At 61.0% G+C, this 24,165-nt stretch carries 22 protein-coding genes and 3 tRNA genes; 12 read left to right on the top strand and 13 right to left on the bottom strand.

Translation table 11 applies throughout. The annotated features are described in order from the left end of the window. Window positions 1–18: 18 nt before the first annotated feature. Window positions 19–1,191, bottom strand: a complete 1,173-nt coding sequence (ssuD, locus tag ACQUTP_RS13945; RefSeq protein ID WP_004205532.1) for an FMNH2-dependent alkanesulfonate monooxygenase — start codon at window positions 1,189–1,191, stop codon at window positions 19–21. 272 nt (window positions 1,192–1,463) lie between these two features. On the opposite strand from ssuD, the gene ACQUTP_RS13940 reads away from it, so the two are divergent. Both ACQUTP_RS13940 and xni read left to right on the top strand, forming a co-directional pair. Then, entirely contained in the window at window positions 1,464–3,407 is a 1,944-nt protein-coding gene (locus ACQUTP_RS13940) for a sigma-54-dependent Fis family transcriptional regulator (protein ID WP_004205531.1), read from the top strand. A gap of 96 nt (window positions 3,408–3,503) precedes the next feature. Continuing rightward, window positions 3,504–4,259, top strand: coding sequence for a flap endonuclease Xni (xni, locus tag ACQUTP_RS13935; RefSeq protein WP_065802656.1), 756 nt, complete (start codon window positions 3,504–3,506; stop codon window positions 4,257–4,259). Between the two features lie 58 nt (window positions 4,260–4,317). Here xni and fucO read toward each other — a convergent pair whose 3' ends face one another. Together fucO and fucA are read right to left on the bottom strand one after the other, a co-directional pair. Next, the gene (gene fucO / locus ACQUTP_RS13930; protein WP_285756353.1) at window positions 4,318–5,466 is read right to left on the bottom strand and encodes a lactaldehyde reductase; all 1,149 of its coding nucleotides are present in this window, start codon (window positions 5,464–5,466) and stop codon (window positions 4,318–4,320) included. 27 nt (window positions 5,467–5,493) lie between these two features. Then, window positions 5,494–6,141 carry an L-fuculose-phosphate aldolase gene (gene fucA / locus ACQUTP_RS13925; RefSeq protein WP_023319033.1) on the bottom strand — a complete coding sequence of 216 codons (648 nt, stop codon included), beginning with the start codon at window positions 6,139–6,141 and terminating at the stop codon, window positions 5,494–5,496. 565 nt (window positions 6,142–6,706) lie between these two features. On the opposite strand from fucA, the gene fucP reads away from it, so the two are divergent. From fucP to fucR, 5 genes are all read left to right on the top strand, one after another. Beyond that, complete coding sequence (fucP, locus tag ACQUTP_RS13920) at window positions 6,707–8,017, top strand: L-fucose:H+ symporter permease (protein WP_023319034.1); 1,311 nt, start codon at window positions 6,707–6,709, stop codon at window positions 8,015–8,017. A gap of 32 nt (window positions 8,018–8,049) precedes the next feature. Then, window positions 8,050–9,825 (top strand): L-fucose isomerase, encoded by a 1,776-nt coding sequence (gene fucI / locus ACQUTP_RS13915; protein ID WP_004205524.1) that lies wholly within the window; start codon window positions 8,050–8,052, stop codon window positions 9,823–9,825. A gap of 107 nt (window positions 9,826–9,932) precedes the next feature. Further along, window positions 9,933–11,351 carry an L-fuculokinase gene (gene fucK, locus ACQUTP_RS13910; RefSeq protein ID WP_023319036.1) on the top strand — a complete coding sequence of 473 codons (1,419 nt, stop codon included), beginning with the start codon at window positions 9,933–9,935 and terminating at the stop codon, window positions 11,349–11,351. Between the two features lies 1 nt (window position 11,352). Next, entirely contained in the window at window positions 11,353–11,775 is a 423-nt protein-coding gene (gene fucU / locus ACQUTP_RS13905; protein WP_017899197.1) for an L-fucose mutarotase, read from the top strand. 58 nt (window positions 11,776–11,833) lie between these two features. Then, complete coding sequence (fucR, locus tag ACQUTP_RS13900; protein ID WP_004205519.1) at window positions 11,834–12,544, top strand: L-fucose operon activator; 711 nt, start codon at window positions 11,834–11,836, stop codon at window positions 12,542–12,544. A gap of 52 nt (window positions 12,545–12,596) precedes the next feature. Here the strand turns inward: fucR and rlmM are convergent, their stop codons facing one another. From rlmM to ACQUTP_RS13880, 4 genes are all read right to left on the bottom strand, one after another. Then, window positions 12,597–13,697, bottom strand: a complete 1,101-nt coding sequence (gene rlmM / locus ACQUTP_RS13895; protein WP_004205518.1) for a 23S rRNA (cytidine(2498)-2'-O)-methyltransferase RlmM — start codon at window positions 13,695–13,697, stop codon at window positions 12,597–12,599. Further along, a complete protein-coding gene (locus ACQUTP_RS13890) occupies window positions 13,690–14,085 on the bottom strand; it encodes a DUF423 domain-containing protein (protein WP_002915543.1) in 396 nt (131 codons plus the stop codon). Before ACQUTP_RS13890 ends, rlmM begins: the two co-directional genes overlap by 8 nt. 19 nt (window positions 14,086–14,104) lie before the next feature. Continuing rightward, the gene (gene gcvA, locus ACQUTP_RS13885) at window positions 14,105–15,022 is read right to left on the bottom strand and encodes a glycine cleavage system transcriptional regulator GcvA (RefSeq protein ID WP_002915545.1); all 918 of its coding nucleotides are present in this window, start codon (window positions 15,020–15,022) and stop codon (window positions 14,105–14,107) included. A gap of 351 nt (window positions 15,023–15,373) precedes the next feature. Further along, a complete protein-coding gene (locus ACQUTP_RS13880; protein WP_002915549.1) occupies window positions 15,374–15,598 on the bottom strand; it encodes a YgdI/YgdR family lipoprotein in 225 nt (74 codons plus the stop codon). A 197-nt stretch (window positions 15,599–15,795) separates the two neighbouring features. On the opposite strand from ACQUTP_RS13880, the gene csdA reads away from it, so the two are divergent. Beyond that, complete coding sequence (gene csdA, locus ACQUTP_RS13875; RefSeq protein WP_004205516.1) at window positions 15,796–17,001, top strand: cysteine desulfurase CsdA; 1,206 nt, start codon at window positions 15,796–15,798, stop codon at window positions 16,999–17,001. Beyond that, a complete protein-coding gene (gene csdE, locus ACQUTP_RS13870) occupies window positions 17,001–17,438 on the top strand; it encodes a cysteine desulfurase sulfur acceptor subunit CsdE (RefSeq protein WP_049093518.1) in 438 nt (145 codons plus the stop codon). The genes csdA and csdE overlap by 1 nt, the downstream gene beginning before the upstream one ends. A gap of 141 nt (window positions 17,439–17,579) precedes the next feature. Here csdE and tcdA read toward each other — a convergent pair whose 3' ends face one another. Beyond that, a complete protein-coding gene (gene tcdA / locus ACQUTP_RS13865; protein WP_017899199.1) occupies window positions 17,580–18,389 on the bottom strand; it encodes a tRNA cyclic N6-threonylcarbamoyladenosine(37) synthase TcdA in 810 nt (269 codons plus the stop codon). 87 nt (window positions 18,390–18,476) lie between these two features. Continuing rightward, window positions 18,477–19,574 (bottom strand): murein transglycosylase A, encoded by a 1,098-nt coding sequence (mltA, locus tag ACQUTP_RS13860; RefSeq protein WP_002915579.1) that lies wholly within the window; start codon window positions 19,572–19,574, stop codon window positions 18,477–18,479. Window positions 19,575–19,784: 210 nt separating this feature from the next. Here mltA and ACQUTP_RS13855 point away from each other — a divergent pair. The 3 genes from ACQUTP_RS13855 (at window position 19,785) to ACQUTP_RS13845 (ending at window position 20,080) form a co-directional block, all read left to right on the top strand. Further along, window positions 19,785–19,861 (top strand) — tRNA-Met (locus tag ACQUTP_RS13855). A 33-nt stretch (window positions 19,862–19,894) separates the two neighbouring features. Continuing rightward, window positions 19,895–19,971: transfer RNA gene (locus tag ACQUTP_RS13850), tRNA-Met, on the top strand. 32 nt (window positions 19,972–20,003) lie between these two features. Further along, window positions 20,004–20,080: transfer RNA gene (locus ACQUTP_RS13845), tRNA-Met, on the top strand. Between the two features lie 94 nt (window positions 20,081–20,174). Here the strand turns inward: ACQUTP_RS13845 and cobT are convergent. Genes cobT through ACQUTP_RS13825 form a run of 4 tightly spaced genes read right to left on the bottom strand, consistent with a single transcriptional unit; the run spans window position 20,175 to window position 24,157 of the window. Beyond that, complete coding sequence (gene cobT, locus ACQUTP_RS13840) at window positions 20,175–21,230, bottom strand: nicotinate-nucleotide--dimethylbenzimidazole phosphoribosyltransferase (RefSeq protein WP_043520794.1); 1,056 nt, start codon at window positions 21,228–21,230, stop codon at window positions 20,175–20,177. Window positions 21,231–21,273: 43 nt separating this feature from the next. Further along, window positions 21,274–21,819 carry a bifunctional adenosylcobinamide kinase/adenosylcobinamide-phosphate guanylyltransferase gene (gene cobU / locus ACQUTP_RS13835; RefSeq protein ID WP_004205511.1) on the bottom strand — a complete coding sequence of 182 codons (546 nt, stop codon included), beginning with the start codon at window positions 21,817–21,819 and terminating at the stop codon, window positions 21,274–21,276. Next, the gene (locus tag ACQUTP_RS13830; protein WP_004205510.1) at window positions 21,813–23,336 is read right to left on the bottom strand and encodes a cobyric acid synthase; all 1,524 of its coding nucleotides are present in this window, start codon (window positions 23,334–23,336) and stop codon (window positions 21,813–21,815) included. The genes cobU and ACQUTP_RS13830 overlap by 7 nt, the downstream gene beginning before the upstream one ends. After that, window positions 23,333–24,157: an energy-coupling factor ABC transporter ATP-binding protein gene (locus tag ACQUTP_RS13825; RefSeq protein WP_049092080.1), complete on the bottom strand. Its 825-nt coding sequence runs from the start codon at window positions 24,155–24,157 to the stop codon at window positions 23,333–23,335. The genes ACQUTP_RS13830 and ACQUTP_RS13825 overlap by 4 nt, the downstream gene beginning before the upstream one ends. Window positions 24,158–24,165: the final 8 nt, after the last annotated feature.

The raw sequence follows: 24,165 nt of genomic DNA, 5'->3' as shown, positions 1-24,165 counted from the left end.
TGGTCGCGCTCCTGGCCATCAGCTGGCGCTGGCCTGGCGCACCGGGCGCTTATCGCCGCCGATGGTTTCGCCAAAGGGACCGGTGTTCACGCTGCGCGCCTTCGACGAGGCCGCGTTTTCCAGCGGCAGCAGAGGCATCACCAGCTCAGCGAAGCGGTGTGCCTCTTCCAGATGCGGGTAGCCGGAAAAGATAAAATTGCTGATGCCGAGCGCCTGATATTCGCGGATGCGCTCCGCCACCTGCTGAGGATTACCCACCAGCGCGGTACCCGCGCCGCCGCGCACCAGCCCGACGCCGGCCCACAGATTAGGGGCAATACGCAGATTGTCGCGCGATCCCTGATGCAGGGCGCTCATCCGCGCCTGGCCAGCCGAGTCCATACGGGCGAAGATCTTTTGCGCCTGAGCGATGGTGTCGTCGTCAAGATGGGCGATCAGCCGGTCGGCGGCGGCCCACGCCTCCTCTTCCGTTTCGCGCACGATAACGTGCAGACGGATGCCATATTGCAGGGTGCGTCCGCGGGCCGCGGCGCGCTCGCGCACCACCGCCAGCTTCTCGGCCACCAGTTCCGGCGGTTCGCCCCACGTTAGATAACTGTCGATCTGTTCGGCCGCCACATCGATAGCCGCCTCAGAAGAGCCGCCGAAGTACAGCGGCGGGCCATTCTCCTGAACCGGCGGAAACAGCACTTCCGCCCCCTCGACATGAATATGCTCCCCGTGATAGTCCACTTTCTCCCCGCGCAGCAGGCGGGAGTAAACGTCGAGAAATTCGCGAGTCACCTGGTAGCGTTCGCTGTGACTGAGAAAGATGCCATCGCCTTTGTTTTCCACCGGGTCGCCACCGGTGACGACATTGATCAGCAGCCGTCCTTCCGATAAACGGTCGAGGGTGGCCGCCATCCGCGCCGCCAGAGTGGGCGGCTGCAGACCCGGTCTGACCGCCACCAGATAGCGCAGACGGCGGGTCAACGGCGCCAGCGCCGAGGCCACCAGCCACGAATCTTCACAGCTTTTACCGGTGGGGATCAGCACGCCGTAATAACCCAGGCTGTCGGCCGCCAGCGCCACCTGCTGCAGATAAGGTAAATCGACCGGACGTCCACCCTCGGTGGTGCCCAGATAGCGGCCATCGCCATGGGTAGGTAAGAACCAGAAGACATTGATCTTGTCGGGAACTTGCTGCGTCATTATCTATTTCCTATATAACCATATCCGATATTTATCGAAGAGAAGTTTTAATTTGGTTATATGAGTGTTAGCGATAATCATGCCAATGGTGAATAAAAAATTACATTTTTAAAATCAAGGGATTGAAAACATCCCACGCGCGTCGTGCTGTTGCAAATCCCGCAGCCGCCGCGCATCCGCTGGCGCATTTGCAACAGCCGTCGGCCTTTCCCCCTCTGGTTTCCGCCGCCGCCGCAGGATAAGTTCAGGAGGTCAACGACCGGAGGCCCGCTATGCTGAACCCAGAATCCCCTTCCACCGCGCCCGCGCTGATCGACCCGGCATCGAAGGCTTTCCAGAGCCTGCTGGACAAGCTCGCGCCGACGGAGGCTACCGTGCTGATCGTGGGCGAAACCGGCACCGGCAAGGAGGTGGTGGCGCGCTATCTCCATCACCACAGTCCCCGCCGCCAGCAGCCGTTTCTGGCCGTTAACTGCGGCGCGCTAACCGAGAGCCTTGCCGAAGCCGAACTGTTCGGCCATGAGAAAGGCGCCTTCACCGGCGCGCAGCAGGGACAGCCCGGCTGGTTTGAAGCCGCGGAAGGGGGGACGCTGCTGCTGGACGAGATCGGCGAATTAAGCCTGCCCCTGCAGGTCAAGCTGTTACGGGTGCTGCAGGAGCGCGAAATTACCCGCGTCGGCTCGCGCAAAGCGATTAAAGTGAATGTCCGGGTGATTGCCGCCACTCACGTCGACCTGGCCCAGGCAATCCGCGAGCGCCGCTTTCGCGAAGATCTCTACTATCGGCTGAATATCGCGGTGGTGCCGCTGCCGCCGCTGCGCCAGCGTCGGCAGGATATCCCGCAGCTGGCGCACCACTTTTTATCGCTCTATGCCCGCCGCCTCGGCCGGCCAACCCTGCGTCTGGCGCCGGAGTCGCTGGCCCGGCTGATGGACTATGCGTGGCCGGGTAATATTCGTGAGCTGGAAAACACCCTGCACAACGCGGTGCTGCTCAGTAAAGAAGAGGAGATTAGCCCCGCCCAGCTGCGCCTGGCGACGCTCAACGACGCCCCGTCGCCGGCGAGCGATCATGAACTGGACGACTTTATTCGCCACCAGCTGGCGCTTCCCGGCGAGCCGCTGTGGCAGCGGGTGACCAGCGCGCTGATCCGCCACGCCATGGCGCATTGCGACGATAATCAGAGCCAGGCGGCCGCGCTGTTAGGGATCAGTCGGCATACCTTACGCACCCAGCTCGCTAACCTCGGGCTGATCAAAAGCCGCCGCCGTCCGCCTGCGCCGCCGCGGGCATTCGCCAGCGCGACCGGGGCCGATCGCGAGCTGCGCATTGGCTACCAGCGCTTCGGCAGCCTCGGGATCCTGAAAGCCCGCCAGAGTCTGGAGACCGCCTTCGCCAGCCTCGGCGTCAACGTGCTGTGGAGCGAGTTTCCCGCCGGACCGCAGCTCCTTCACGCCCTCGCCTGCAACGAGATCGACTTTGGCACCACCGGAGAAGCGCCGCCGGTGTTCGCCCAGGCCAGCAACAGCGAACTAATGTACGTGGCGTGGGAGCCGCCGGCGCCGCGCAGCGTGGCGATGGTCGTCCCGCAGGAGAGCGACATTCGCCAGCTCAGCGATCTGCGCGGAAAACGCATCGCCCTCAATAAAGGGTCGAATGTCCACTGGCTGCTGCTGCAGATCCTCGAGGACGCCGGGCTGGGGCTGAACGACGTGCGGGTGGTCTATACCCCGCCGAAATACCCGCTGACCGCCAGCGACTATCTGGCGGTGGACGCCTGGATGATGTGGGATCCGCTGCTCAGCGACGCCGAACACACCGGCGAGCTGCGGGTGGTCGCCAGCGGCGAAGGACGGGTTAACAACCATCAGTTTTATCTCTCGCGACGGGACTATCTCGCTCAGCACGGCGATATCATGCGCCGCCTGCTGACGGAGCTGACCCACACCGGGCAGTTTATCGACTCGCATCGTGGCGAAGCGGCCCGCTTACTGTCAGCAGAGCTGGGGATTGACGCCCGGTCGCTGCGCATCGCCCTCGCCCGCCGTAGCCATCGCCCAAGGCCGATGGATCTGTCGGTGATCCGCGCCCAGCAGACCATCGCCGATCGCTTTTACGCCCTCGGGCTTATCACCAAACCGGTTCCGGTGCGGGAAGCGGTGTGGTACGGCGAGCCCGCGCCCGGCGTCGCCAGCTCGCTGATGGCGGTCGGTTAGCGAAAATTGCGCGTTATCTTCCTGATTGTTCAGGCGCAGATAGCCTCGATCCGATGGCGATGTTACCCTAAAGACGCTGAGAATAAGGGGGTATCTGTGGTTGTTCATCTGTTAATCGTCGACGCGTTAAATCTAATCCGCCGCATCCACGCGGTGCAGGGTTCGCCCTGCGTCGATATCTGCCTGCATGCGCTGGAGCAGCTGATTGTCCACAGTCAGCCCACCCACGCGGTGGCGGTGTTTGATGATGAGGATCGCGCCCACGGCTGGCGCCACCAGCGCCTGCCGGAGTACAAAGCCGGCCGCGCGCCGATGCCTGATACGCTGGTCGCCGAGATGCCGGCGCTGCGGGCCGCCTTCGAACAGCGGGGGATCCGCTGCTGGGCCTCGCCGGGCAGCGAAGCGGACGATCTCGCCGCCACCCTGGCGGTGAAGGTGGCCCAGGCGGGCCATCAGGCCACCATTGTCTCCACCGACAAAGGCTACTGCCAGCTGCTGTCGCCCACCATCCGCATCCGCGACTACTTTCAGAAGCGCTGGCTGGACGCCCCCTTCATCGCCAGTGAGTTCGGCGTCACCCCGGAGCAGCTGGCGGATTACTGGGGGCTGGCGGGGATCAGCAGCTCGAAGGTGCCGGGCGTGGCGGGCATTGGCCCGAAAAGCGCCGCCCAGCTGCTGAACGAGTTTCAGGACCTGGAGGGGCTGTATGCCCGCCTGGCAGAGGTCCCGGAAAAGTGGCGCAAAAAGCTGGCAGCGCATCAGGAGATGGCCTTCACCTGCCGGGAAGTGGCCCGCCTGCAGACCGACCTACAGCTGGATGGTAATCTGCAGCAGCTGCGGCTGACGCGCTGACCCTACCCGAGCGTGGTGCCGGCGCGGCGGCACCGCCTGCTTCCCCCGGGCCGGCCCCTCACCAGGCCGCCAGATATAACTCGACGATATCGGCCAGGCTCGCCTCGCGCGGGTTGCCGCCGGTACACACATCCGCCAGCGCCGCCTGGGCCAGCGCCGGAATATCCTCTTTCCTGACGTCCACCTCGCGCAGATGGCCGGGAATACCGACATCGCGGTTTAGCTGGCACACCGCCTCCACCGCCGCCAGACGCGCGGCGCTCAGGCTTAACGCTTCCCCTTTGACGCCCATCGCCCTGGCGATATCGCGATATTTTTCCCCGGTCGCCTCAGCATTAAAGCGCATCACGTGCGGCAGCAGGATGGCATTCGCCACGCCGTGCGGCGTGTTGTAAAAAGCGCCGAGCGGATGCGCCATGCCGTGCACCAGGCCAAGCCCGACGTTGGAAAATCCCATTCCCGCCACATACTGGCCGAGCGCCATAGCTTCCCCCGCTCCGGCGTCGCCGGCAACCGAGCCGCGTAGCGCGCCGGCGATGATCTCGATGGCCTTGAGGTGCAGCGCATCGGTCAACGCCCAGGCGCCGCGAGTGAGGTACCCTTCGATAGCGTGCGTCAGGGCGTCCACGCCGGTGGCCGCCTTCAGCGCCGGCGGCATGGCGTCCATCATATCGGCATCGATAAAGGCCACCTGCGGAATATCGTGCGGGTCGACGCAGACGAATTTGCGCCGCTGTTCTTCATCGGTGATGACATAGTTAATCGTCACCTCCGCCGCGGTCCCCGCGGTGGTCGGCACCGCGAAGATCGGCACGCTGGGCTGACGGGTGGGCGACAGCCCCTCCAGGCTGCGGACATCGGCGAACGCCGGGTTACGCTGAATAATACCGATCGCCTTACAGGTATCCTGCGGCGAACCGCCGCCGATGGCGATCAGGTAATCCGCCCCGCTGCGCTGAAAGGCCTGCAACCCCTGCTTAACCACGGCGATGGTGGGGTTCGGGATCACGTCGCTGAACATGTCCCATGCCAGCCCGGCGGCGTCCAGTTTGTCAGTGACTTTTGCCGCCACGCCGCACTTCGCGAGGGTCCTGTCGGTCACGATCAATGCCTTGCGATAACCGCGCCGCATCACTTCATCGGTTAATGCGTTTATCGCCCCCCGGCCAAACCACGCCGTTTCGTTGAGGATCATTCGGTTTGCCATCGCGTCTCTCCTGTTAGGGTTGCGGCATCACTCTTCAATGCGTAATCCGTAGGTTTTAAACTTCTCCAGCACGATGGCGATCGCCTCGTCATCCAGCACGGGGACCGGGTCGGTAATCGCCAGGGTGCTGAGATAGAGCTGGGCCAGGACTTCCACTTCATGCGCCAGCCAGAGCGCTTTCTCCAGGCTGGCCTCGCAGGCGATCAGGCCATGATGCTGCAGCAACGTGGCTTTGCGGTGCTTCAGCGCCACCGCGACATGCTCAGACAGTTCGCGTGTGCCGAAGGTGGCATAGGGCGCGCAGGGGATCGAATTCCCGCCGGCGGCGGCGATCATATAGTGGATGGCCGGAATTGGCCGGTTGAGGATCGACACCGCCGTACAATGGACTGCGTGATTGTGAACTACCGCCTTGGCATCGGGCCGCGTCTGGTAGGCCGCCTGATGGAAACGCCATTCGCTGGAGGGCAGTTTTCCCTGCTCATGCTGGCCGTCGGCATCAATAAAGACGATCTTGTCTTCCGTCAGTTTTTCATACGGGATGCCGGTGGGCGTGATCAGCATCCCCCCCTGATAGCGCACGCTGACATTGCCGGCGGTCCCCTGATTTAACCCCAGGCGGGTCATTTCCAGGCAGGTATCGATAATCTGCCGGGCCAGTCTGTTTCTTTCCATTGTTTTCCTCTTTTAGCGACTCATCATCCGTCAACGGCAGGGCAACGTAATTATTGTTGGCGACCGTGGGATAGGTTGAATAATGATCTCCATCTTCAGCCTGAATAATCGCAGGGGAATTTCCATCGCCATATTTTGTGAACCACGTCAATTATTCCATCATAAAAAAGGGATGTGACTGGTTAAGCGGATGTTGAAAATGCCCGTTCTTAAAAATATTTCTTCAAGCGGGCATTTTATTTTTCTGTAACATTTGCCCGTTTTCCACGATATATATTCAATCGGTCATTGGCGTTGTGGTTTTGTGAATTTATTTCCTCAAACGGTCAGTCATTTTGAAAAATTAAAGTGACAATTATCACATAAAATGGTCCACAGAGCGTTAAGTGTGACCCTCATCATATTAACAGGCGGTTTTTATTTGAAAATGAAGCCATGAGTTCCGCCGTGACTTTCATTTCACTCACCGGCGCGTCACCTGAGCTCACTTAATTTTGCGGTCTGCTGCAGCACCAGACTGCGCCCTGAATGCTGTTGTAAATGCTTCTGAACTGATGAGGACGCTATGGGAAACACAACGATACCAACGCAAAGTTACCGCGCCATGGAGAGCGGGCAAAGTAAGAGCTACATTATTCCTTTTGCTCTGCTGTGCTCCCTCTTTTTTCTGTGGGCCGTGGCCAATAATCTCAATGATATTTTATTACCGCAGTTTCAACAGGCCTTTACCCTGACTAATTTTCAGGCCGGATTAATCCAGTCGGCTTTTTATTTTGGCTATTTTATTATTCCCATCCCCGCCGGGATGCTGATGAAAAAATTCAGCTATAAAGCCGGCATTCTTACGGGTCTGTTTTTATATGCTTGCGGCGCCGCGCTGTTCTGGCCTGCCGCCGAAGTAATGAATTACACCTTATTCCTGATTGGGTTATTTATTATCGCCGCCGGGCTTGGCTGTCTGGAAACCGCGGCCAACCCATTTGTCACCGTCCTCGGTCCGGAAAGCGGCGGTCACTTCCGCCTGAATCTGGCCCAGACCTTTAACTCCTTTGGCGCCATTATTGCCGTGGTATTTGGCCAGAGCCTTATTTTGTCCAACGTCCCGCATCAGCCGCAGGAGGTGCTGGATAAAATGACGCCAGAGCAGCTCGGCGCCTGGAAGCACAGCCTGGTCCTGTCGGTACAAACCCCCTATATGATTATCGTGGCCATCGTGCTGCTGGTCGCCCTGCTGATCGTCTGTACCCGTTTCCCGTCGCTGCAAAGCGATGACCACAGCGACAGCGCGCAGAGCACGTTTCTCGCCTCGCTGTCGCGCCTGATGCGCATCCGCCACTGGCGCTGGGCGGTACTGGCTCAGTTCTGCTATGTCGGTGCGCAAACCGCATGCTGGAGCTATCTGATTCGCTACGCTGTCGAAGAGATCCCGGGCATGACGGCCGGTTTCGCCGCCAACTACCTGACCGGCACCATGGTCTGTTTCTTTATTGGCCGTTTCACCGGCACCTGGCTGATCCGCCGCTTCGCGCCGCATAACGTGCTGGCGGTCTATGCGCTTATCGCCATGCTGCTCTGTCTGCTCTCCGCCTTCAGCGGCGGCCACGTCGGTCTGTTGGCCCTGACCCTGTGCAGCGCCTTTATGTCCATTCAGTACCCGACCATCTTCTCGTTGGGGATTAAGCACCTGGGCCAGGACACCAAATATGGCTCGTCATTTATCGTCATGACCATCATCGGCGGCGGGATCGTCACCCCGGTGATGGGCTTTGTCAGCGACGCCGCCGGCAATATCCCGACCGCCGAACTGGTCCCGGCGCTGTGCTTCGCCATCATCTTTATTTTTGCCCGTTTCCGCTCGCAAGCGGCGACGAACTAAACCTGTTATCCGCATAACCTGAGGGATCTGTAATGAAAAAAATCAGCTTACCGAAGATCGGTATCCGCCCGGTAATCGATGGTCGTCGCATGGGGGTTCGCGAATCGCTGGAAGCGCAAACCATGAACATGGCGAAAGCCACCGCCGCGCTTATCAGTGAGAAGCTGCGCCATGCCTGCGGCGCCCGGGTGGAGTGCGTGATCGCCGATACCTGCATCGCCGGCATGGCCGAGTCGGCCGCCTGTGAAGAGAAATTCAGCAGCCAGAACGTTGGCGTCACCATCACCGTCACCCCCTGCTGGTGCTACGGCAGCGAAACCATCGATATGGATCCGCTGCGCCCGAAGGCCATCTGGGGCTTCAACGGCACCGAGCGTCCGGGAGCGGTCTATCTGGCCGCGGCGCTGGCGGCCCACAGCCAGAAAGGGATCCCGGCGTTCTCCATCTACGGGCATGATGTGCAGGATGCCGATGACACCTCGATCCCGGCGGATGTCGAAGAAAAACTGTTGCGCTTCGCTCGCGCTGGCCTGGCGGTCGCCAGTATGAAAGGGAAAAGCTATCTGTCGCTGGGCGGCGTCTCAATGGGCATCGCCGGCTCCATCGTCGACCACAACTTCTTTGAATCCTGGCTCGGGATGAAGGTTCAGGCTGTCGACATGACGGAGCTGCGCCGGCGAATCGATCAGAAAATCTATGATGAAATCGAGCTGGAGATGGCGCTGGCGTGGGCGGATAAACATTTCCGCTACGGCGAAGATCAGAACGCCGAGCAGTATAAGCGCAATGAGGCGCAGAGCCGCGCGGTGCTGAAAGAGAGCCTGCTGATGGCGATGTGCATCCGCGACATGATGCAGGGCAACGCGAAGCTGGCGGAAAAAGGGCTGGTGGAGGAGTCGCTGGGCTACAACGCCATCGCCGCCGGCTTCCAGGGCCAGCGTCACTGGACCGATCAATACCCCAATGGCGATACCGCCGAAGCGCTGCTCAATAGCTCCTTTGACTGGAACGGCGTGCGCGAGCCGTTCGTCGTCGCCACCGAAAACGACAGCCTCAACGGCGTGGCCATGCTGATGGGCCACCAGCTCACCGGCACCGCCCAGGTGTTTGCCGACGTGCGCACCTACTGGTCGCCGGAGGCCGTAGAGCGCGTCACCGGGCAGCCGCTCACCGGCCGGGCGGAGCACGGCATCATTCACTTGATTAACTCCGGCTCCGCGGCGCTGGACGGCTCCTGCCAGCAGCGCGACGCGCAGGGCAACCCGACGATGAAACCTCACTGGGAGATTGAGCAGAACGAGGCGGATGCCTGCCTCGCGGCCACCGAATGGTGCCCGGCGATCCATGAATACTTCCGCGGCGGCGGCTTCTCTTCCCGCTTCCTGACCGAAGGCGGCGTGCCGTTCACCATGACCCGGGTGAACATCATCAAAGGCCTGGGACCGGTACTGCAAATCGCCGAAGGCTGGAGCGTGGCGCTGCCCAAAGCGATGCACGACCAGCTCGACGCCCGCACCAACTCCACCTGGCCCACCACCTGGTTTGCCCCGCGCCTGACCGGCAAAGGCCCGTTCAGCGATGTGTACTCGGTCATGGCTAACTGGGGCGCCAACCACGGCGTGCTGACCATCGGCCATGTCGGCGCGGATTTCATTACCCTCGCCGCCATGCTGCGTATTCCGGTCTGCATGCACAACGTGGAAGCGGCGAAAATCTACCGCCCCTCCGCCTGGGCCGCGCACGGTATGGACATCGAAGGCCAGGACTACCGCGCCTGCCAGAACTACGGGCCGCTGTATAAGCGTTAACAGGTGGGTTTCGCCCGGAGGCGCAGGCTTACCGGGCCTACAGACGCGCGCTGTTTGTAGGCCGGATAAGCGCCGCGCCATTCGGCAATGTTGTTTCGGGAGTCACTATGAAGCAAGACGTAATCCTGGTCCTCGACTGCGGCGCCACGAACGTGCGGGCGATGGCCGTTGACCGACAGGGGAACATTATCGCCCGCGCCGCAACGGCGAACGCCAGCGACATTGCGGCGGAAAAAAGCGACTGGCACCAGTGGTCGCTGGAGGCCATTATGCAGCGCTTTGCCGACTGCTGTCGGCAGATCCATGACCAGCTGGCCTCCTGCACGGTGCGCGGCATCACCGTCACGACCTTTGGCGTCGATGGCGCGCTGGTGGATGAGCAGGGTGCGCTGCTGTATCCGATAATCAGCTGGAAATGCCCGCGCACCGCGGCGGTAATGGACACCATCAGCCGGTATATGTCCGCGCGCCAGCTGCAGCAAATCGCCGGCGTCGGCGCCTTTGCATTCAACACCCTGTATAAGCTGATCTGGCTGAAAGAGAACCACCCGCAGCTGCTGGCGCAGGCCCATGCCTGGCTGTTTATTTCGTCGCTGATCAACCATCGGCTGACCGGGGAGTTCACCACCGACCTCACCATGGCGGGCACCAGCCAGATGCTCGATCTCCGGCAGCGCGATTTCAGCGCGCCGATCCTGCAGGCGACCGGCCTGCCGCGCCGCCTGTTCCCGCAGCTGGTTGAAGCAGGCCAGCCGATCGGCGCCCTGCTGCCGGAGGCCGCTGCGCTGCTGGGCCTTCCCGTCGGGGTCCCGGTTATCTCGGCCGGGCACGACACCCAGTTCGCCCTGTTTGGCGCCGGCGCCGGGCAGGATGAGCCGGTGCTCTCCTCAGGGACCTGGGAGATCCTGATGGTGCGCAGCGCGCAGGTCGACACCTCGCTGCTCTGCGACTACAGCGGCTCCACTTGCGAGCTGGACAGCCAGCCGGGACGCTATAACCCGGGGATGCAGTGGCTGGCCTCCGGCGTGCTCGAGTGGGTGCGCAAGCTACTGTGGAACACTGACACGCCGTGGCAAACGCTGATTGACGAAGCGCAGGCGATCCCGCCCGGTGCCCAGGGCGTCAGAATGCAGTGCGACCTGCTTGCCAGCCAGCACGCCGGCTGGCAGGGCGTCACGCTCAACACCACCCGCGGCCATTTTTACCGCGCCGCGCTGGAGGGGTTAAGCGACCAGCTGGCGAAGCATCTGCAAACCCTGGAAAACATCGGCCGCTTCCGGGCGCAAGAGCTGCTGCTGGTCGGCGGCGGCAGCCGCAACGCGCTGTGGAACCAGATCAAGGCTGACCGGCTGGGAATACCGATCAAAGTTCTCGACGATGCCGAAACCACGGTGGCCGGCGCGGCGATGTTTGGCTGGTATGGCGTGGGCGAGTTCTCTTCCCCGGAACAGGCCAGAGCGCAGGTCGCGTACCGCTACCGCTATTTTTGGCCGCAAACTGAACCTGAATTAACAGAGGAAGCCTGAGATGCTCAAAACCATTTCCCCGCTGATATCGCCGGAACTGCTGAAAGTGCTGGCCGAAATGGGCCATGGGGATGAAATTATTTTTTCCGATGCCCACTTCCCGGCGCACAGCATGGGTCCGCAGGTGATTCGGGCCGACGGCCTGCGGGTCAGCGATCTGCTGCAGGCGATTATCCCGTTGTTCGAGTTAGACAGCTATGCGCCGCCGCTGGTGATGATGGCCGCCGTCGAAGGCGATGCGCTCGACCCGACGGTGGAACAGCGCTATCGGCAGGCGCTTTCGGCGCAGGCCCCCTGCCCGGATATCGTGCGGATTGACCGCTTTGCCTTCTACGACCGGGCGCAAAAAGCCTTTGCGATCGTTATCACAGGAGAGTGCGCTAAGTACGGAAATATCCTTTTAAAAAAAGGAGTCACGCCGTAATCTCATGCCGGAGCGTCTGCCTGATGCAGACGCTCAATCAATGATGGGGTGAGAATAAATGAAAGCGGCCCGCCAGCAGGCGATCGTCGATCTCCTGATCAACCACAGCAGCCTGACCACCGAAACGTTGTCAAAACAGCTCAACGTCAGCAGGGAAACCATTCGCCGCGATCTCAGCGAGCTGCAGGCGCAGGGCAAAGTGCTGCGCAACCACGGCCGGGCTAAAGTGATCCACCAGCGCAGCCAGGACAGCGGCGACCCTTTTCACATGCGGCTGAAAAGCCATTACGCGCATAAAGCCGATATCGCCCGCGAAGCGCTGGCCTGGATTGACGAAGGGATGGTCATCGCCCTCGATGCCAGCTCCACCTGCTGGTATCTCGCCCGCCAGCTGCCGGACCGCCCGCTGCACGTCTTTACCAACAGCCAGCCCATCTGTCAGGAGCTGGCTAAACGCGACCAGATCATGCTCACCTGCTCCGGCGGTACTCTGCAGCGAAAATATGGCTGCTACGTTAACCCGGCGCTGATTTCCCAGCTGAAATCGCTGGAGATCGATCTGTTTATTTTTTCCTGCGAAGGCATCGACCCGCAGGGCGCGCTGTGGGACTCCAATGCCTTCAATGCCGACTTCAAATCGATCCTGCTTAAGCGAGCGGCGCAGTCGCTGCTGCTGATCGACAAAAGCAAGTTCAACCGCTCCGGCGAAGCGAGGATTGGTCATCTTGATGAGGTGACGCATATTGTGTCGGATGCGCCGCAGCCTTAAGCATGCGGCGAAGGCCAGAGGACATGCGCGTCTCTGGCCTCAGGGTGAGTGATTAACGCTCGTCGCGACGTCCGCCAACGGCGGCCCACAGGCGACGCACGTGAACGGTCACCTCTTCACGATCGTGATACAGCTGACGCGCCTGGATCTGGGCGTTAACGCCGTGCTCGTCCAGTTGGGCCTGAATGTAGGCCAGATTCTGCGACACCTCTTCATAGCGCTTTTTCATCGGCAGCTTGAGGTTGAAGATGGTCTCCCGGCACCAGCCGTTGACCAGCCACTGCGCCATCAGCGCCGCCACTTTCGCTGGCTTTTCCACCATATCGCAGACCATCCACGAGATGTTATTGCGGTTAGGACGATAGCGGAAACCGTCTTCACGCAGCCAGGTCACCTGGCCGGTATCCATCAGGCTCTGGGCCATCGGGCCGTTATCGACCGAAGAGACCCACATGTTGCGTTTCACCAGCTGATAGGTCCAGCCGCCCGGGCAGGCGCCGAGGTCAACGGCATACATGCCGTTTGCCAGGCGCTCGTCCCACTCGTCCGCCGGAATAAAGACGTGGAACGCCTCTTCCAGCTTGAGGGTGGAGCGGCTCGGCGCGTCGGACGGAAACTTCAGCCGCGGAATGCCCATATAGAACGGCGAGTTATTGTTACTGTACGAGTAGCCGGTATAGCAGCAGCCCGGGGCGATAAAGAACACATGCACCACCGGACGCTTCGGCGTTTCATAGCTGGTCAGGACGCCCGCTTCGCGCAGCGCCGCGCGCAGCGGCACGGTAAACTTGCGGCAGAACTTCATCAGCTCTTTGCTTTCGTTGGTGTCCGCCACCTCGACGCGCAGATCGCCGCCCTTCTCCACCACGCCCTGCAGCATGCCGACGATCGGCGTAATGCGATCCTCCGGCGGCAGGTCGCGCAGCAGTTCGCCAACCACAAACATCTGGCGGGCGAAGATCAGCGAGCTGAACGGCAGATCGCGCACCAGCTTCTCGCCATCATCCTGCTGATAGCCTTCAAAAATCACATAGCCAGAGTCTTCTTTGACCCGGGCGAAACCAAACACCTCGAGGCGGGCTGCCTTATCGGTAATTTCTGCTGCGCACTCTTTCTCAAACCCAGGGCGACAATAGAGGACAACCTTATTCATGAACAACGCCCTTACGTTTCAGACGAATTGCACCAATTAACATTAACACCCAGCCGGCGAGGAAGCTCACGCCGCCCACCGGGGTCACGAACGCCCACAGGCGTAAATGAGAGAGCGCCAGGCAGTAGAGGCTGCCGCTGAACAGCACGGTCCCTAACGCCAGAAAAACGCTGCTCCAGTAGAACCAGATACTGATCCGACGCTGCATCGCCACCGCCAGACCAAAAATCGCCAGGGTATGGAAGGCCTGATACTCCAGGCCGGTATGGATCCAGGCCATCTCCGCCGCGCCGAGCGATTGACTTAAGACATGCGCGCCGAAGGCACCCAGAGCCACAAAGATAAAGCCGCTAATCGCGGCGAATATCAGCATAAAACGGCTGGTCATGTTGTTACCCTACAAGTAATTATTGTTCATAACGAAAGCGGAATTTTTCTTGTTCACTTGCCGCTTTCGCCAGAATCCACTGCCGGAAAGCGGCTATTTTACCCAGTTCTGCCTGACTGTCATGGCAAACAAGGTAAAACGCATTCTTACTGACCAGAACATCATTAAATGGACACACCAGGCGACCGGCTTCAATTTCGGACTGCGCCATGACATTGTTGGCCAGCGCCACGCCCTGCCCGTGAATGGCCGCCTGCAGCACCATCGCGCTGTGGCTGAAAATCGGCCCCTGCTGCACATTAATATGGCTTAGACCAAGCTGGCGGGTATAAGTTTGCCAGTCGCGGCGGGACGCATCGTGAAGCAGCGTATGTTGCGCCAGATCGGCAGGCGTTTTCAATGCTTTATCGCCGGTGAGCAGCAGCGGGGAACAGACCGGCAGCAGATATTCGGCGTACAGTTTTTCCACACGCAGGCCCGGCCAGTTGCCGCGACCGTAAAAAATCGCCACATCGACATCGTCCGCCAGCTTATCCTCCTGACGGTCCACCGCCTGGATCCTGACGTCGATTCCCGGATAAGCTGAGTTAAAGCTTGTCAGTCTCGGCACCAGCCACTGGATGGCGAAACTTGGCAATAAACTGACCGTTAATGCCCCTTTGGCGCTGCGCGCCTGCAGTTTACGCGTCGCTTCCGTCAGTTGCGAAAAAATCTCTTTAATATCCTGAAAATAGCTCTGCCCTTCTTCCGTTAACAGCAGCGAACGATTGCGCCGACGGAACAGCTTAAGGCCCAGAAAATCCTCGAGAGACTTGATTTGGTGGCTGACTGCGGCCTGCGTCACAAAAAGCTCATCGGCTGCCCGAGTGAAGCTGAGATGGCGTGCGGCTGCATCAAAAACACGTAATGCATTCAGAGGAGGTAATCGCTTCGACATGGTTATTCTGGCTTAGATGTTAACTCAATTTAACAAATAGGAAACAATGGTTAACCTATTAGTTTTTTTTATCTGAGCCATTATAAATTGTCCGTTGAGGTTCTACCAGCAAATACCTATAGTGGCGGCACTTCCTGAGCCGGAACGAGAAGCTTTTTTTGGAATGCGTGTTCCATCAAGCTTTTGGCTTACGGTTGTGATGTTGTGTTGTTGTGTTTGCAATTGGTCTGTCTTTGCAGACCCCGGTAGCAAGGCTACCCCTTTTCACTTCCTGTACATTTACCCTGTCTGTCCATAGTGATTTAATGTAGCACCGCAACGCGCGGTGCTTTTTTTTGCCTTTTTACTGCCTTACTCGTCCAGCTCACCCAGCTGTTTCACGTCAGAGCGATTGATCTGCTGTTTGTTGCCCCACGCGTCCTTATACGAGATCATGCCAGTATCATTATCGGTTTGCGGTTTCCCGTCGGTAACGATGGTCCGCCCATCATTGGTATGCATCACATAGTTAGAGGAACAGGCGCTCAGGCCTAAAGTCAGCATACAGGCAGAGATAATCGCAGCGGCCTTAGTCATTTTCATTTTTCTCTCCTTACGGCTATTTATACTATTCGTGACTCGTTAAGTAATAGGTTAAAACACAAACCCAACACTTTTCAGCATAACCCTCTTTGACCCACGTGGAGTCACATTCGGACAATTCCACAGAGCGCAGAGGCCTTGTCACGCCCGACAAATTGCGCGACGATCGCGGTATTGATACGAGGAATTCCATGAACGCATTCAACCCTGCGCACTTTCGCGCGCAGTTTCCGGCTCTGGCCGATGCCGGCGTCTATCTCGACAGCGCGGCGACGGCGCTCAAACCGCAGGCGGTGATCGACGCCAGCGACCAGTTTTATCGCCTGAGCGCCGGCAACGTCCACCGCAGTCAATTCGCCGCCGCCCAGCGGCTGACCGAGCGCTATGAGGCGGCCCGCGAGCGCGTGGCGGCGTGGCTGAACGCCCCCTCCGGCAAAGATATCGTCTGGACGCGGGGGACCACCGAGGCCATCAATATGGTGGCGCAGAGCTACGTCCGGCCGCGCCTGCAGCCTGGCGATGAAATTCTCGTTAGCGAAGCCGAGCATCATGCCAACCTCGTGCCCTGGCTGATGGTGGCCGGGCAAACCGGCGCCAGAGTGGTCAAGCTGCCGCTCGGCGCCGACCGTCTGCCGGATATCGCCAGCCTCAGCGCGCTCATCACCCCGCGCAGCCGGGTGCTGGCCATCGGCCAGATGTCCAACGTCACCGGCGGCTGCCCGGACCTGGCTCAGGCCATCCGCCTTGCTCACGCCGCCGGGATGGTGGTGATGGTCGACGGCGCGCAGGGGGCGGTGCATTTCCCCGCGGACGTGCAGGCGCTGGATATCGATTTTTACGCCTTTTCCGGCCACAAGCTGTATGGCCCGACCGGGATCGGCGCCCTGTACGGCAAAAGCGAACTGCTGGCGGCGATGTCGCCCTGGCTCGGCGGCGGGAAGATGATTGCCGAGGTCAGCTTTGACGGCTTTACGCCGCAGCCGGCGCCCTATGGCCTTGAGGCCGGTACGCCCAATGTCGCCGGGGTTATCGGCCTCAGCGCCGCGCTGGAGTGGCTGGCGCAGAGCGATATCGGCCAGGCGGAAAACTGGAGCCGCAGCCTGGCGAGCCTGGCGGAAGAGGCGCTGGCGAAACGGCCGGGCTTCCGCTCTTTCCGCTGCCAGCAGTCAAGCCTGCTCGCCTTTGAGTTCGACGGTATTCATCACAGCGATCTGGTGACGCTGCTGGCCGAGTCCGGCATTGCCCTGCGCGCCGGGCAGCACTGCGCCCAGCCGCTGCTGGCGGCTTTAGGAGTCAGCGGCACGCTGCGGGCCTCTTTCGCCCCCTACAATACCCAAGACGATGTTGCAGCGCTGGTCCACGCGGTGGATCGCGCCCTGGAAATTTTGGTGGATTAATGACGACCCTGCACCCCTTCGGCACGACCATTACCGACGCCACGCTGCGCCAGACCTTCGCCCCGCTGAACCAGTGGGAGGATAAATATCGGCAGCTGATTTTATTGGGCAAAAAGCTGCCGACGCTGACCGATGAGCGCAAAGCGCAGGCCCATGAGATTGCCGGGTGTGAGAACCGCGTCTGGCTGGGCTATGAGGAGGACGCCGAGGGCAGGCTGCACTTCTTTGGCGACAGCGAAGGAAGGATTGTGCGCGGTCTGCTGGCGGTACTTTTAACTGCCGTGGAAGGAAAAACCCGCGCCGGGATCCTGGCGCAGGATCCGCTGGCGCTGTTCGACGAGCTGGGGCTGCGCGGCCAGCTCAGCGCCTCGCGCAGCCAGGGCCTCAGCGCCCTGAGCGAGGCGGTGCTCGCCGCCGCCCGCGAGGTTGAGGTTTAAGCTCATCCCGGGGGCGGCGCTTGACGCGCCTTGCCCGGGCTACGGGCTCGTGCAGTTTTGTCGCCCGGACAGGTGCGCAGCGCCGCCTCCGGGGAATTGTCCTGTAGACCGGGTAAGGCGCCTGCGCCGCGACCCGGGAATTTACGTCGTCTGCCGCTCCGCCTTCGCCAGCATTTTCTTCAGCGCATGGGAGACGGCGACAAAACCAAAGGTCGCGGTCACCATCGTCGCGGCGCCAAACCCGGATGCGCAGTCCATCCGCTTCGGCCCTTCCGCCGTACTCTTCATCGCGCAGACACTGCCGTCCGCCTGCGGGTAGACCAGCGCTTCCGTAGAGAATACGCAGTCCACGCCGAGCTTGCCTTTACTGTTTTTCACCACCCCAAACTGGCTTTTCAGACGCTCGCGCAGTTTAGCCGCCAGCGGATCCTGGATGGTCTTCGCCAGGTCAGCGACCTGGATCTGCGTTGGGTCAATCTGGCCGCCTGCCCCGCCGGTGGTGACCAGCGGCACTTTGTAGCGGCGGCACCAGGCAATAAGCGCCGCTTTTGGCCGGACGCTATCGATGGCGTCGATGACATAGCTGAAGCCGGTGCCCAGGTATTCGGCCACGTTTTCCGGGGTTACGAAATCATCCACCACCGTCACCCGACACTCCGGGTTGATCAGGCGAATACGTTCCGCCATCACCTCCGCTTTCGCCAGCCCGACGTTGCCGCTGAGGGCGTGGATCTGGCGGTTGGTATTGGTAACGCAGACATCGTCCATATCGATAAGGGTGATCGCCCCGATGCCGGTCCGCGCCAGCGCTTCCGCCGCCCACGAGCCGACCCCGCCGATCCCGACCACGCAGACGTGGGCGTCGGCAAAACATTGCAGCGCTTTTTCACCATATAAACGTGCCGTACCGCCAAAACGCTGGCGCCAGGCATCGCTGATTACAACAGACATAGAACCTCAGAACAAAATGACAGCGCCCGGAGGCCGCCGCAAACGGCGTCATCCGGGCGCCCTGGTCAACAGGCACGGCCAGGGGTGTTAGCCGCTAAAAACATTTCCCGCGCCTGGCGCGTTTTTCAGCACCCATACGCGGCCGTAGTGGTTATACCAGCCGGCACGGTGGCCAGCGTCAGGCCCAATGCCCTGATAGATGTCGAAATGCTGGCCTTTGATGGCCCCGCCAACGTCGAGGGCGACCATCAGACGCAGTTCGTACTGGCCGTTAAACTTGCCGTTATTATCCAGCAGAGGTACCTCGGCCAGCAAGGTGGTTCCCGGCGGAATAATCGACCGGTCGGAGGCCACCGAGGCGCGGCCGATCAGCGGCACGGCGCTGGCGCCTTTCACCGGCGCGAAAGACTGTGGTTTAAAGAACACGAACGACGGGTTCTGCTCCAGCAGCTCGCGCACTTCCGCTTCGCTGTGCTTTTCACCCCACTCGCGGATCGCCTGCATCGACATATCTTCTTTCTTCACTTCCCCGCGGTCGATCAGCACTTTGCCGATGCTGCGATAGGGCCAGCCGTTTTTCCCGGCATAGCTAAAGAAGTTGAGCGGCGAACCGTCGCCAAAATCGATATAGCCGCTGCCCTGCACGTCCATGATGAAGTTATCCATCAGCGAATTGCTGTACGCCAGCACATAGTTGTCGCTCAGTGCGCCGGCATAAATGCTGGCGCGGGACGGCAGCTTGCCGCGCTTCGGCGGCATCCGATAAATGGGGTACTGGAATTCGCCCTGACGGGTATGGCGCGCCTGCACCACCGGCGTGTAGTAGCCGGTAAACTGGACGTTGCCATAGTTGTCGACGCCCTGCATCTGCCAGGCGTCGATGCCAAACTGGCGCAGCGTGCGGGTGTCGCCGCCGGCGCGCAGCCACTCCTGCAGCGCGTTATAGACGTTGCTCTGGCTGTTATAGAGGCGCGGAGAGGCGTTACGAATTTGATTAACCTGCTCGGAGAAGTCGCCGGCGTTGATCGGCGCCCCGACGGCATCCGGCTGGTTTACCAGTGAAAACGGCTGGGTGAACTTGCCATCGCTATATTGCTGACCGCGGTCGGTCGGTTTTGAGGAACAGGCGGCGAGCATAGCCAGCATTGCCCCCGTCGCTACGTATTTTGCCCAACGTCCTTTCATGGTGTCTCATCTTTTGCTGCGAAGCCTTAGTGCGTGTTGAAGATAACAAAGCGCCAGAGCTATTGAAATGCGCGATCTCATCGATGGCACAGATTTGTGCAAAAAAACACCACAACGTGGCGTTTTATAAGCCAATTCTTACAAAAATGTCGATTTGGTCGAAAAAAGGTTGCATCATCTCGCTAGCGGAGTATAGTGCGCTTCCACGGACGCGGGGTGGAGCAGCCTGGTAGCTCGTCGGGCTCATAACCCGAAGGTCGTCGGTTCAAATCCGGCCCCCGCAACCAATTAAAATTTGATGAAGTAAAGCAGTACGGTGACGCGGGGTGGAGCAGCCTGGTAGCTCGTCGGGCTCATAACCCGAAGGTCGTCGGTTCAAATCCGGCCCCCGCAACCAATCAAATTTGACAACGTGAAGCAGTACGGTGACGCGGGGTGGAGCAGCCTGGTAGCTCGTCGGGCTCATAACCCGAAGGTCGTCGGTTCAAATCCGGCCCCCGCAACCAACATCATAAACACCCTCAAGGGTGTTTTTTTGTTTCTGCCGCCGGCAAAACCTCTGCCGAAAACGGGAACGGCCATTGCCGCCCCATCTCCTGCTTACCCCTTAGGTAACACAATATTGCTGGCCGCCAGCATGCCCATGCGATGGTACATCGCACAGGCCGCCTCGACGATCGGCATCGCCAGCGCCGCGCCGCTGCCTTCCCCCAGCCGCATACCCATATTGAGATACGGTTCGAGTCCGAGGTGCGCCAGCGCGATACGCGCCCCCTTCTCCGCCGAATAGTGGGACGGGATCAGATACGGTTTTACCGCCGGCGCTATCCGGCACGCCGCCAGCGCCGCCGCGTAAGAGAGAAAGCCATCCAGCACCACCGGCAGCCCGCAGGACGCCGCCCCCAGCATGACGCCGGTCATCCCCAGCAGATCAAATCCACCGACTTTGCTCAGCACGTCGAGGCCATCCTTCGGGTCGGGCTGATTAAGGGCGATAGCCCGCCGCACGACCTCCACCTTGTTGCCAACCTTCGCCAGCGGCAAATTGGCGCCAATCCCGACCACCTCCTGCGCATCGCTGCCGGTCAGGACGCTGACCATCGCCGCCGCCGGCGTGGTATTGGCCATCCCCAGTTCGCCGACGCCAAACAGAGTCACGCCCTCCTGCGCCAGCGCGCGGGTGTAGCGCATCACCTCCAGCAGCAGCTCCTGCCCCTGCTCGCGGCTCATGGCCGGGCCGCGGGCAATATTGCCGCAGCCCCGCGCCATCCGCATATTCACCACGCCGGGCAGCGGTTCGCTATCGATCCCGACATCAATCACGTGCACTTGCGCCCCGGCCTGGGCGGCGAGCACGCAGACGCCGGTGGTGCCGCGGGTCATATTGGCTGCCTGGATGGCCGTGACCGCCTTCGGCGAAATCGCCACCCCTTCGTCCCATACCCCATGGTCGGCGCACATCACCAGCAGGGCCTTTTTCGCCACCTGCGGCTGGCCGCCCAGGCCGGGCATTCCCGCCAGCTGCACCGCCAGCGCCTCCAGACGCCCGAGGCTGCCGGGGGGCTTGAGTAAGCCGTCGATGTGTTGCTGTGCCCGCGCCATGGCGTCGGCGTCCGGCGCGGGGATCGCCCGCAGTACCTCGTTTACGCTTTGCATACAGAATCCCTGCCAGGGCTGGCCCGGTCGGCCAGCGATTGAGTTATTTGATTTTGACGCCGATGCCGGAGACCACCAGCCAGACCGCATCCGCCGCGGCCGCCAGGCGCTGATTGACCCGCCCGGCGATATCACGAAAATGCCGCGCCAGGCGGTTCTCCGGCACAATGCCCATCCCCACCTCGTTGGTCACCAGCACGACGTGCGCCGGGCAGCGCTGACAGGCGGCAATCAGCACGCCAATTTCGTCATCAATAGCCCGCTCCATGGCGGCGTAATCCCAGCCGTCGGGGTCGCTGTCGCCGCCGAGCGCGAACAGCAGGTTGGTGACCATGGTGGTAATGCATTCCAGCAAAATCGCCTCCTCTGGGGCGATATCCGGGGTGATCAGTTCATCAAGCTGCTGCCAGCGCTCGGCGGTGCGCCAGTGGGCGGGCCTGCCGTCGCGATGATGCTGGATCCTTGCGGCCATCTCGTCGTCAAAGATTTGCGAGGTGGCGATATATAAAACCTGCGGCGCATCGGCAATCAGCGCCTCGGCATGGCGGCTTTTGCCGCTGCGCGCGCCGCCGGTCACTAAAGTCAGCATAGGGGCTCCTGATGTTGGCGCATGATGGCGTAAATTTGATCGATGGCGATATGTTCGCGCATGGCATCGGCCAGCTGGTCAAACTGGCGGGTTTTATAGCGGGCATACTCCAGGGCGCTGTCCAGCGGCGCCAGCCCTTTGCGCTGACGCAGGCCGTTAACCAGCGCGCGGGTAAAGGCATCGTTGTCGAACAGGCCATGGAGATAGGTGCCGAACGCCAGGCCGTCGTCGCTGACCGCGCCGTCTGCCACTGACTGTCCCGCTTTATGCAGCTGCAGCAGCGGCGCGCAGCCTGCCTCACGGCGCGTCTCGCCCATATGAATTTCGTAGCCACTGACCCGCAGCCCCGCCGCGTCGGCTAACCAGTCCGGGAGGTTAGCCTCCAGGGTCGCCTGCACCTGAGTGGTGGTTTTGCGCTGGGCGAAGTGGGTCACGGTCTTCAGCACCCCCAGTCCGGGCTGGGTGCCAAGGCCAGACTCCACCTCATCGATAATGGTTTCGCCGAGCATCTGATAGCCGCCGCAGATCCCCAGCAGCGGCACCTTGCGCAGCCGGGCCTGCTCGACCGCGTGCGCCATGCCGCTTTCACGCAGCCAGCACAGATCGCCGAGGGTATTTTTACTGCCCGGGAGAATGACCAGGTCGGCGTCGGCCAGCGCCTGCGGGTCGCGGACATAGCGCACCCGGACGTCAGGCTGCGCCGCCAGGGCGTTAAAGTCGGTAAAATTGGCGATATGCGGCAGGTGAACGACGGCGATGTCGATATCGCGCCGGTCGGTGCGGTGGTATTTCCCGGCCTGCAGCGCGACGCCGTCCTCATCCTCAAGGTCAACTTCAAGCCACGGCATAACGCCCAGCACCGGCACGCCGGTCAACGCCTCGATCTGCTCGATCCCCGAGCGCAGGAGCGCCACATCGCCGCGGAATTTATTGATAATCACGCCTTTCACCCGCGCTCGCTCCTCGGGCTGCAGCAGCGCCAGCGTGCCGTAAATCGCGGCAAATACCCCGCCGCGGTCGATGTCGGCCACCAGGATCACCGGGCACTGCGCCATTTCGGCCATGCCCATATTGACGATATCGCGGTCGCGCAGGTTAATTTCCGCTGGGCTGCCGGCCCCTTCCAGCACCAGCGCCTCATACTCCCCGGCCAGGCTCTGGTAGACCGCGAGGATCTGCTCGCGCAGGCGTGGCTTGTACTGGTGATAGCTCACCGCGTCCATGCTGGTCGCCACCTCCCCCATCAGCACCACCTGCGCCTGACGGTCGCTGGTGGGCTTGAGCAAAATCGGATTCATGCGGACATCCGGGGCGATCCCGGCTGCTTCGGCCTGGAAAATCTGCGCCCGGCCCATCTCTTTGCCATCCGGCGTAATGCCGGAGTTCAGCGCCATATTCTGTGATTTAAACGGCGCGGTGCGCAGTCCATCCTGATAAAAAATGCGGCACAGTCCCGCCACCAGCACGCTTTTCCCGACGTCGGAAGCGGTGCCCTGTAACATAATCGCCAGCGTCATGACGCCTCCTTAATCGCGCCTATCGCATCGTTGCGCATCCGCTGAAAAAACTCCGCTTCGGTTTTACACAGCGGCAGCCCCAGTTCGCTATGAAGTTTCACCAGCCACGGCTGGGTCAATCCCGCCCGGGCCATGGTCTCCGCGCAGGCAAACACCTCGCCGGGCTCCCCTTCGGCCAGCACTTCGCCGTGCCGCAGAACGTAAACGGCGTCGCTCACCTCATAGATCAGATCGATATCGTGGCTGGAGATCACTACGCGCCGCCCCTGCCCGACAATGCGCCGGATGATGGCGATCATCTGCGCGCGCCCGCGGGGATCGAGGCCCGCGGTGGGCTCGTCAAGCAGCAGGTAGCGCGCCTGCAGCACCAGCGCCCCGGCGATCGCCACCCGTTTTTTCTGCCCATGACTGAGGCACTGGATCGGCTGCTGGCGAAACCCCTGGGCATCGACGAGGGTCAGCGCCTCATCCACCCGGCGGGCGATCTCCTCTTCCGCCACCCCGAGGTTACGCAGACTAAAAGCGATATCGCTGTCGATATCGGTATAGAAGATTTGCTGGTCCGGATCCTGAAACACCGTCGCCACCTGCTGGCGCAGCGCCAGCAGACCGCGCTTGCTGTAATCCAGCGCCTCTCCCTGCCACAGCACCGCCCCCTGCTGCGGGCGCAGCAGGCCGCTCAGGTTCATAAACAGCGTCGACTTTCCGCAGCCGTTGGCCCCCACCAGGCCGGTCACCGCATGGCGGGAAAAATCCAGCGTCAGCCCTTTAAGCACCGGCTCATCCTGATAGCGAAACCAGAGATCGGTTGTGGCAAGCATACTTATCC

Origin of the sequence: Klebsiella sp. 2-CIP_Kleb., assembly GCF_050378715.1 — a bacterium.
GTDB classification, from domain to species: Bacteria; Pseudomonadota; Gammaproteobacteria; order Enterobacterales; family Enterobacteriaceae; genus Klebsiella; species Klebsiella quasipneumoniae.
The sequence above is the reverse complement of the archived record's forward strand: the minus strand, read 5'-3'. Positions and strand labels throughout refer to the sequence as shown.

Coding starts and splice junctions, on each gene's coding strand:
- fucR (WP_004205519.1), top strand. CDS start 11,834: ATGAAAGCGGCCCGCCAGCAGGCGATCGTCGATCTCCTGATCAACCAC.
- ACQUTP_RS13830 (WP_004205510.1), bottom strand. CDS start 23,336: ATGACGCTGGCGATTATGTTACAGGGCACCGCTTCCGACGTCGGGAAA.
- tcdA (WP_017899199.1), bottom strand. CDS start 18,389: ATGTCTGTTGTAATCAGCGATGCCTGGCGCCAGCGTTTTGGCGGTACG.
- csdA (WP_004205516.1), top strand. CDS start 15,796: ATGAACGCATTCAACCCTGCGCACTTTCGCGCGCAGTTTCCGGCTCTG.
- fucK (WP_023319036.1), top strand. CDS start 9,933: ATGAAGCAAGACGTAATCCTGGTCCTCGACTGCGGCGCCACGAACGTG.
- cobT (WP_043520794.1), bottom strand. CDS start 21,230: ATGCAAAGCGTAAACGAGGTACTGCGGGCGATCCCCGCGCCGGACGCC.
- ACQUTP_RS13940 (WP_004205531.1), top strand. CDS start 1,464: ATGCTGAACCCAGAATCCCCTTCCACCGCGCCCGCGCTGATCGACCCG.
- cobU (WP_004205511.1), bottom strand. CDS start 21,819: ATGCTGACTTTAGTGACCGGCGGCGCGCGCAGCGGCAAAAGCCGCCAT.
- fucA (WP_023319033.1), bottom strand. CDS start 6,141: ATGGAAAGAAACAGACTGGCCCGGCAGATTATCGATACCTGCCTGGAA.
- fucU (WP_017899197.1), top strand. CDS start 11,353: ATGCTCAAAACCATTTCCCCGCTGATATCGCCGGAACTGCTGAAAGTG.
- csdE (WP_049093518.1), top strand. CDS start 17,001: ATGACGACCCTGCACCCCTTCGGCACGACCATTACCGACGCCACGCTG.
- ACQUTP_RS13880 (WP_002915549.1), bottom strand. CDS start 15,598: ATGACTAAGGCCGCTGCGATTATCTCTGCCTGTATGCTGACTTTAGGC.
- mltA (WP_002915579.1), bottom strand. CDS start 19,574: ATGAAAGGACGTTGGGCAAAATACGTAGCGACGGGGGCAATGCTGGCT.
- ACQUTP_RS13825 (WP_049092080.1), bottom strand. CDS start 24,157: ATGCTTGCCACAACCGATCTCTGGTTTCGCTATCAGGATGAGCCGGTG.
- gcvA (WP_002915545.1), bottom strand. CDS start 15,022: ATGTCGAAGCGATTACCTCCTCTGAATGCATTACGTGTTTTTGATGCA.
- fucP (WP_023319034.1), top strand. CDS start 6,707: ATGGGAAACACAACGATACCAACGCAAAGTTACCGCGCCATGGAGAGC.
- ACQUTP_RS13890 (WP_002915543.1), bottom strand. CDS start 14,085: ATGACCAGCCGTTTTATGCTGATATTCGCCGCGATTAGCGGCTTTATC.
- fucO (WP_285756353.1), bottom strand. CDS start 5,466: ATGGCAAACCGAATGATCCTCAACGAAACGGCGTGGTTTGGCCGGGGG.
- rlmM (WP_004205518.1), bottom strand. CDS start 13,697: ATGAATAAGGTTGTCCTCTATTGTCGCCCTGGGTTTGAGAAAGAGTGC.
- ssuD (WP_004205532.1), bottom strand. CDS start 1,191: ATGACGCAGCAAGTTCCCGACAAGATCAATGTCTTCTGGTTCTTACCT.
- fucI (WP_004205524.1), top strand. CDS start 8,050: ATGAAAAAAATCAGCTTACCGAAGATCGGTATCCGCCCGGTAATCGAT.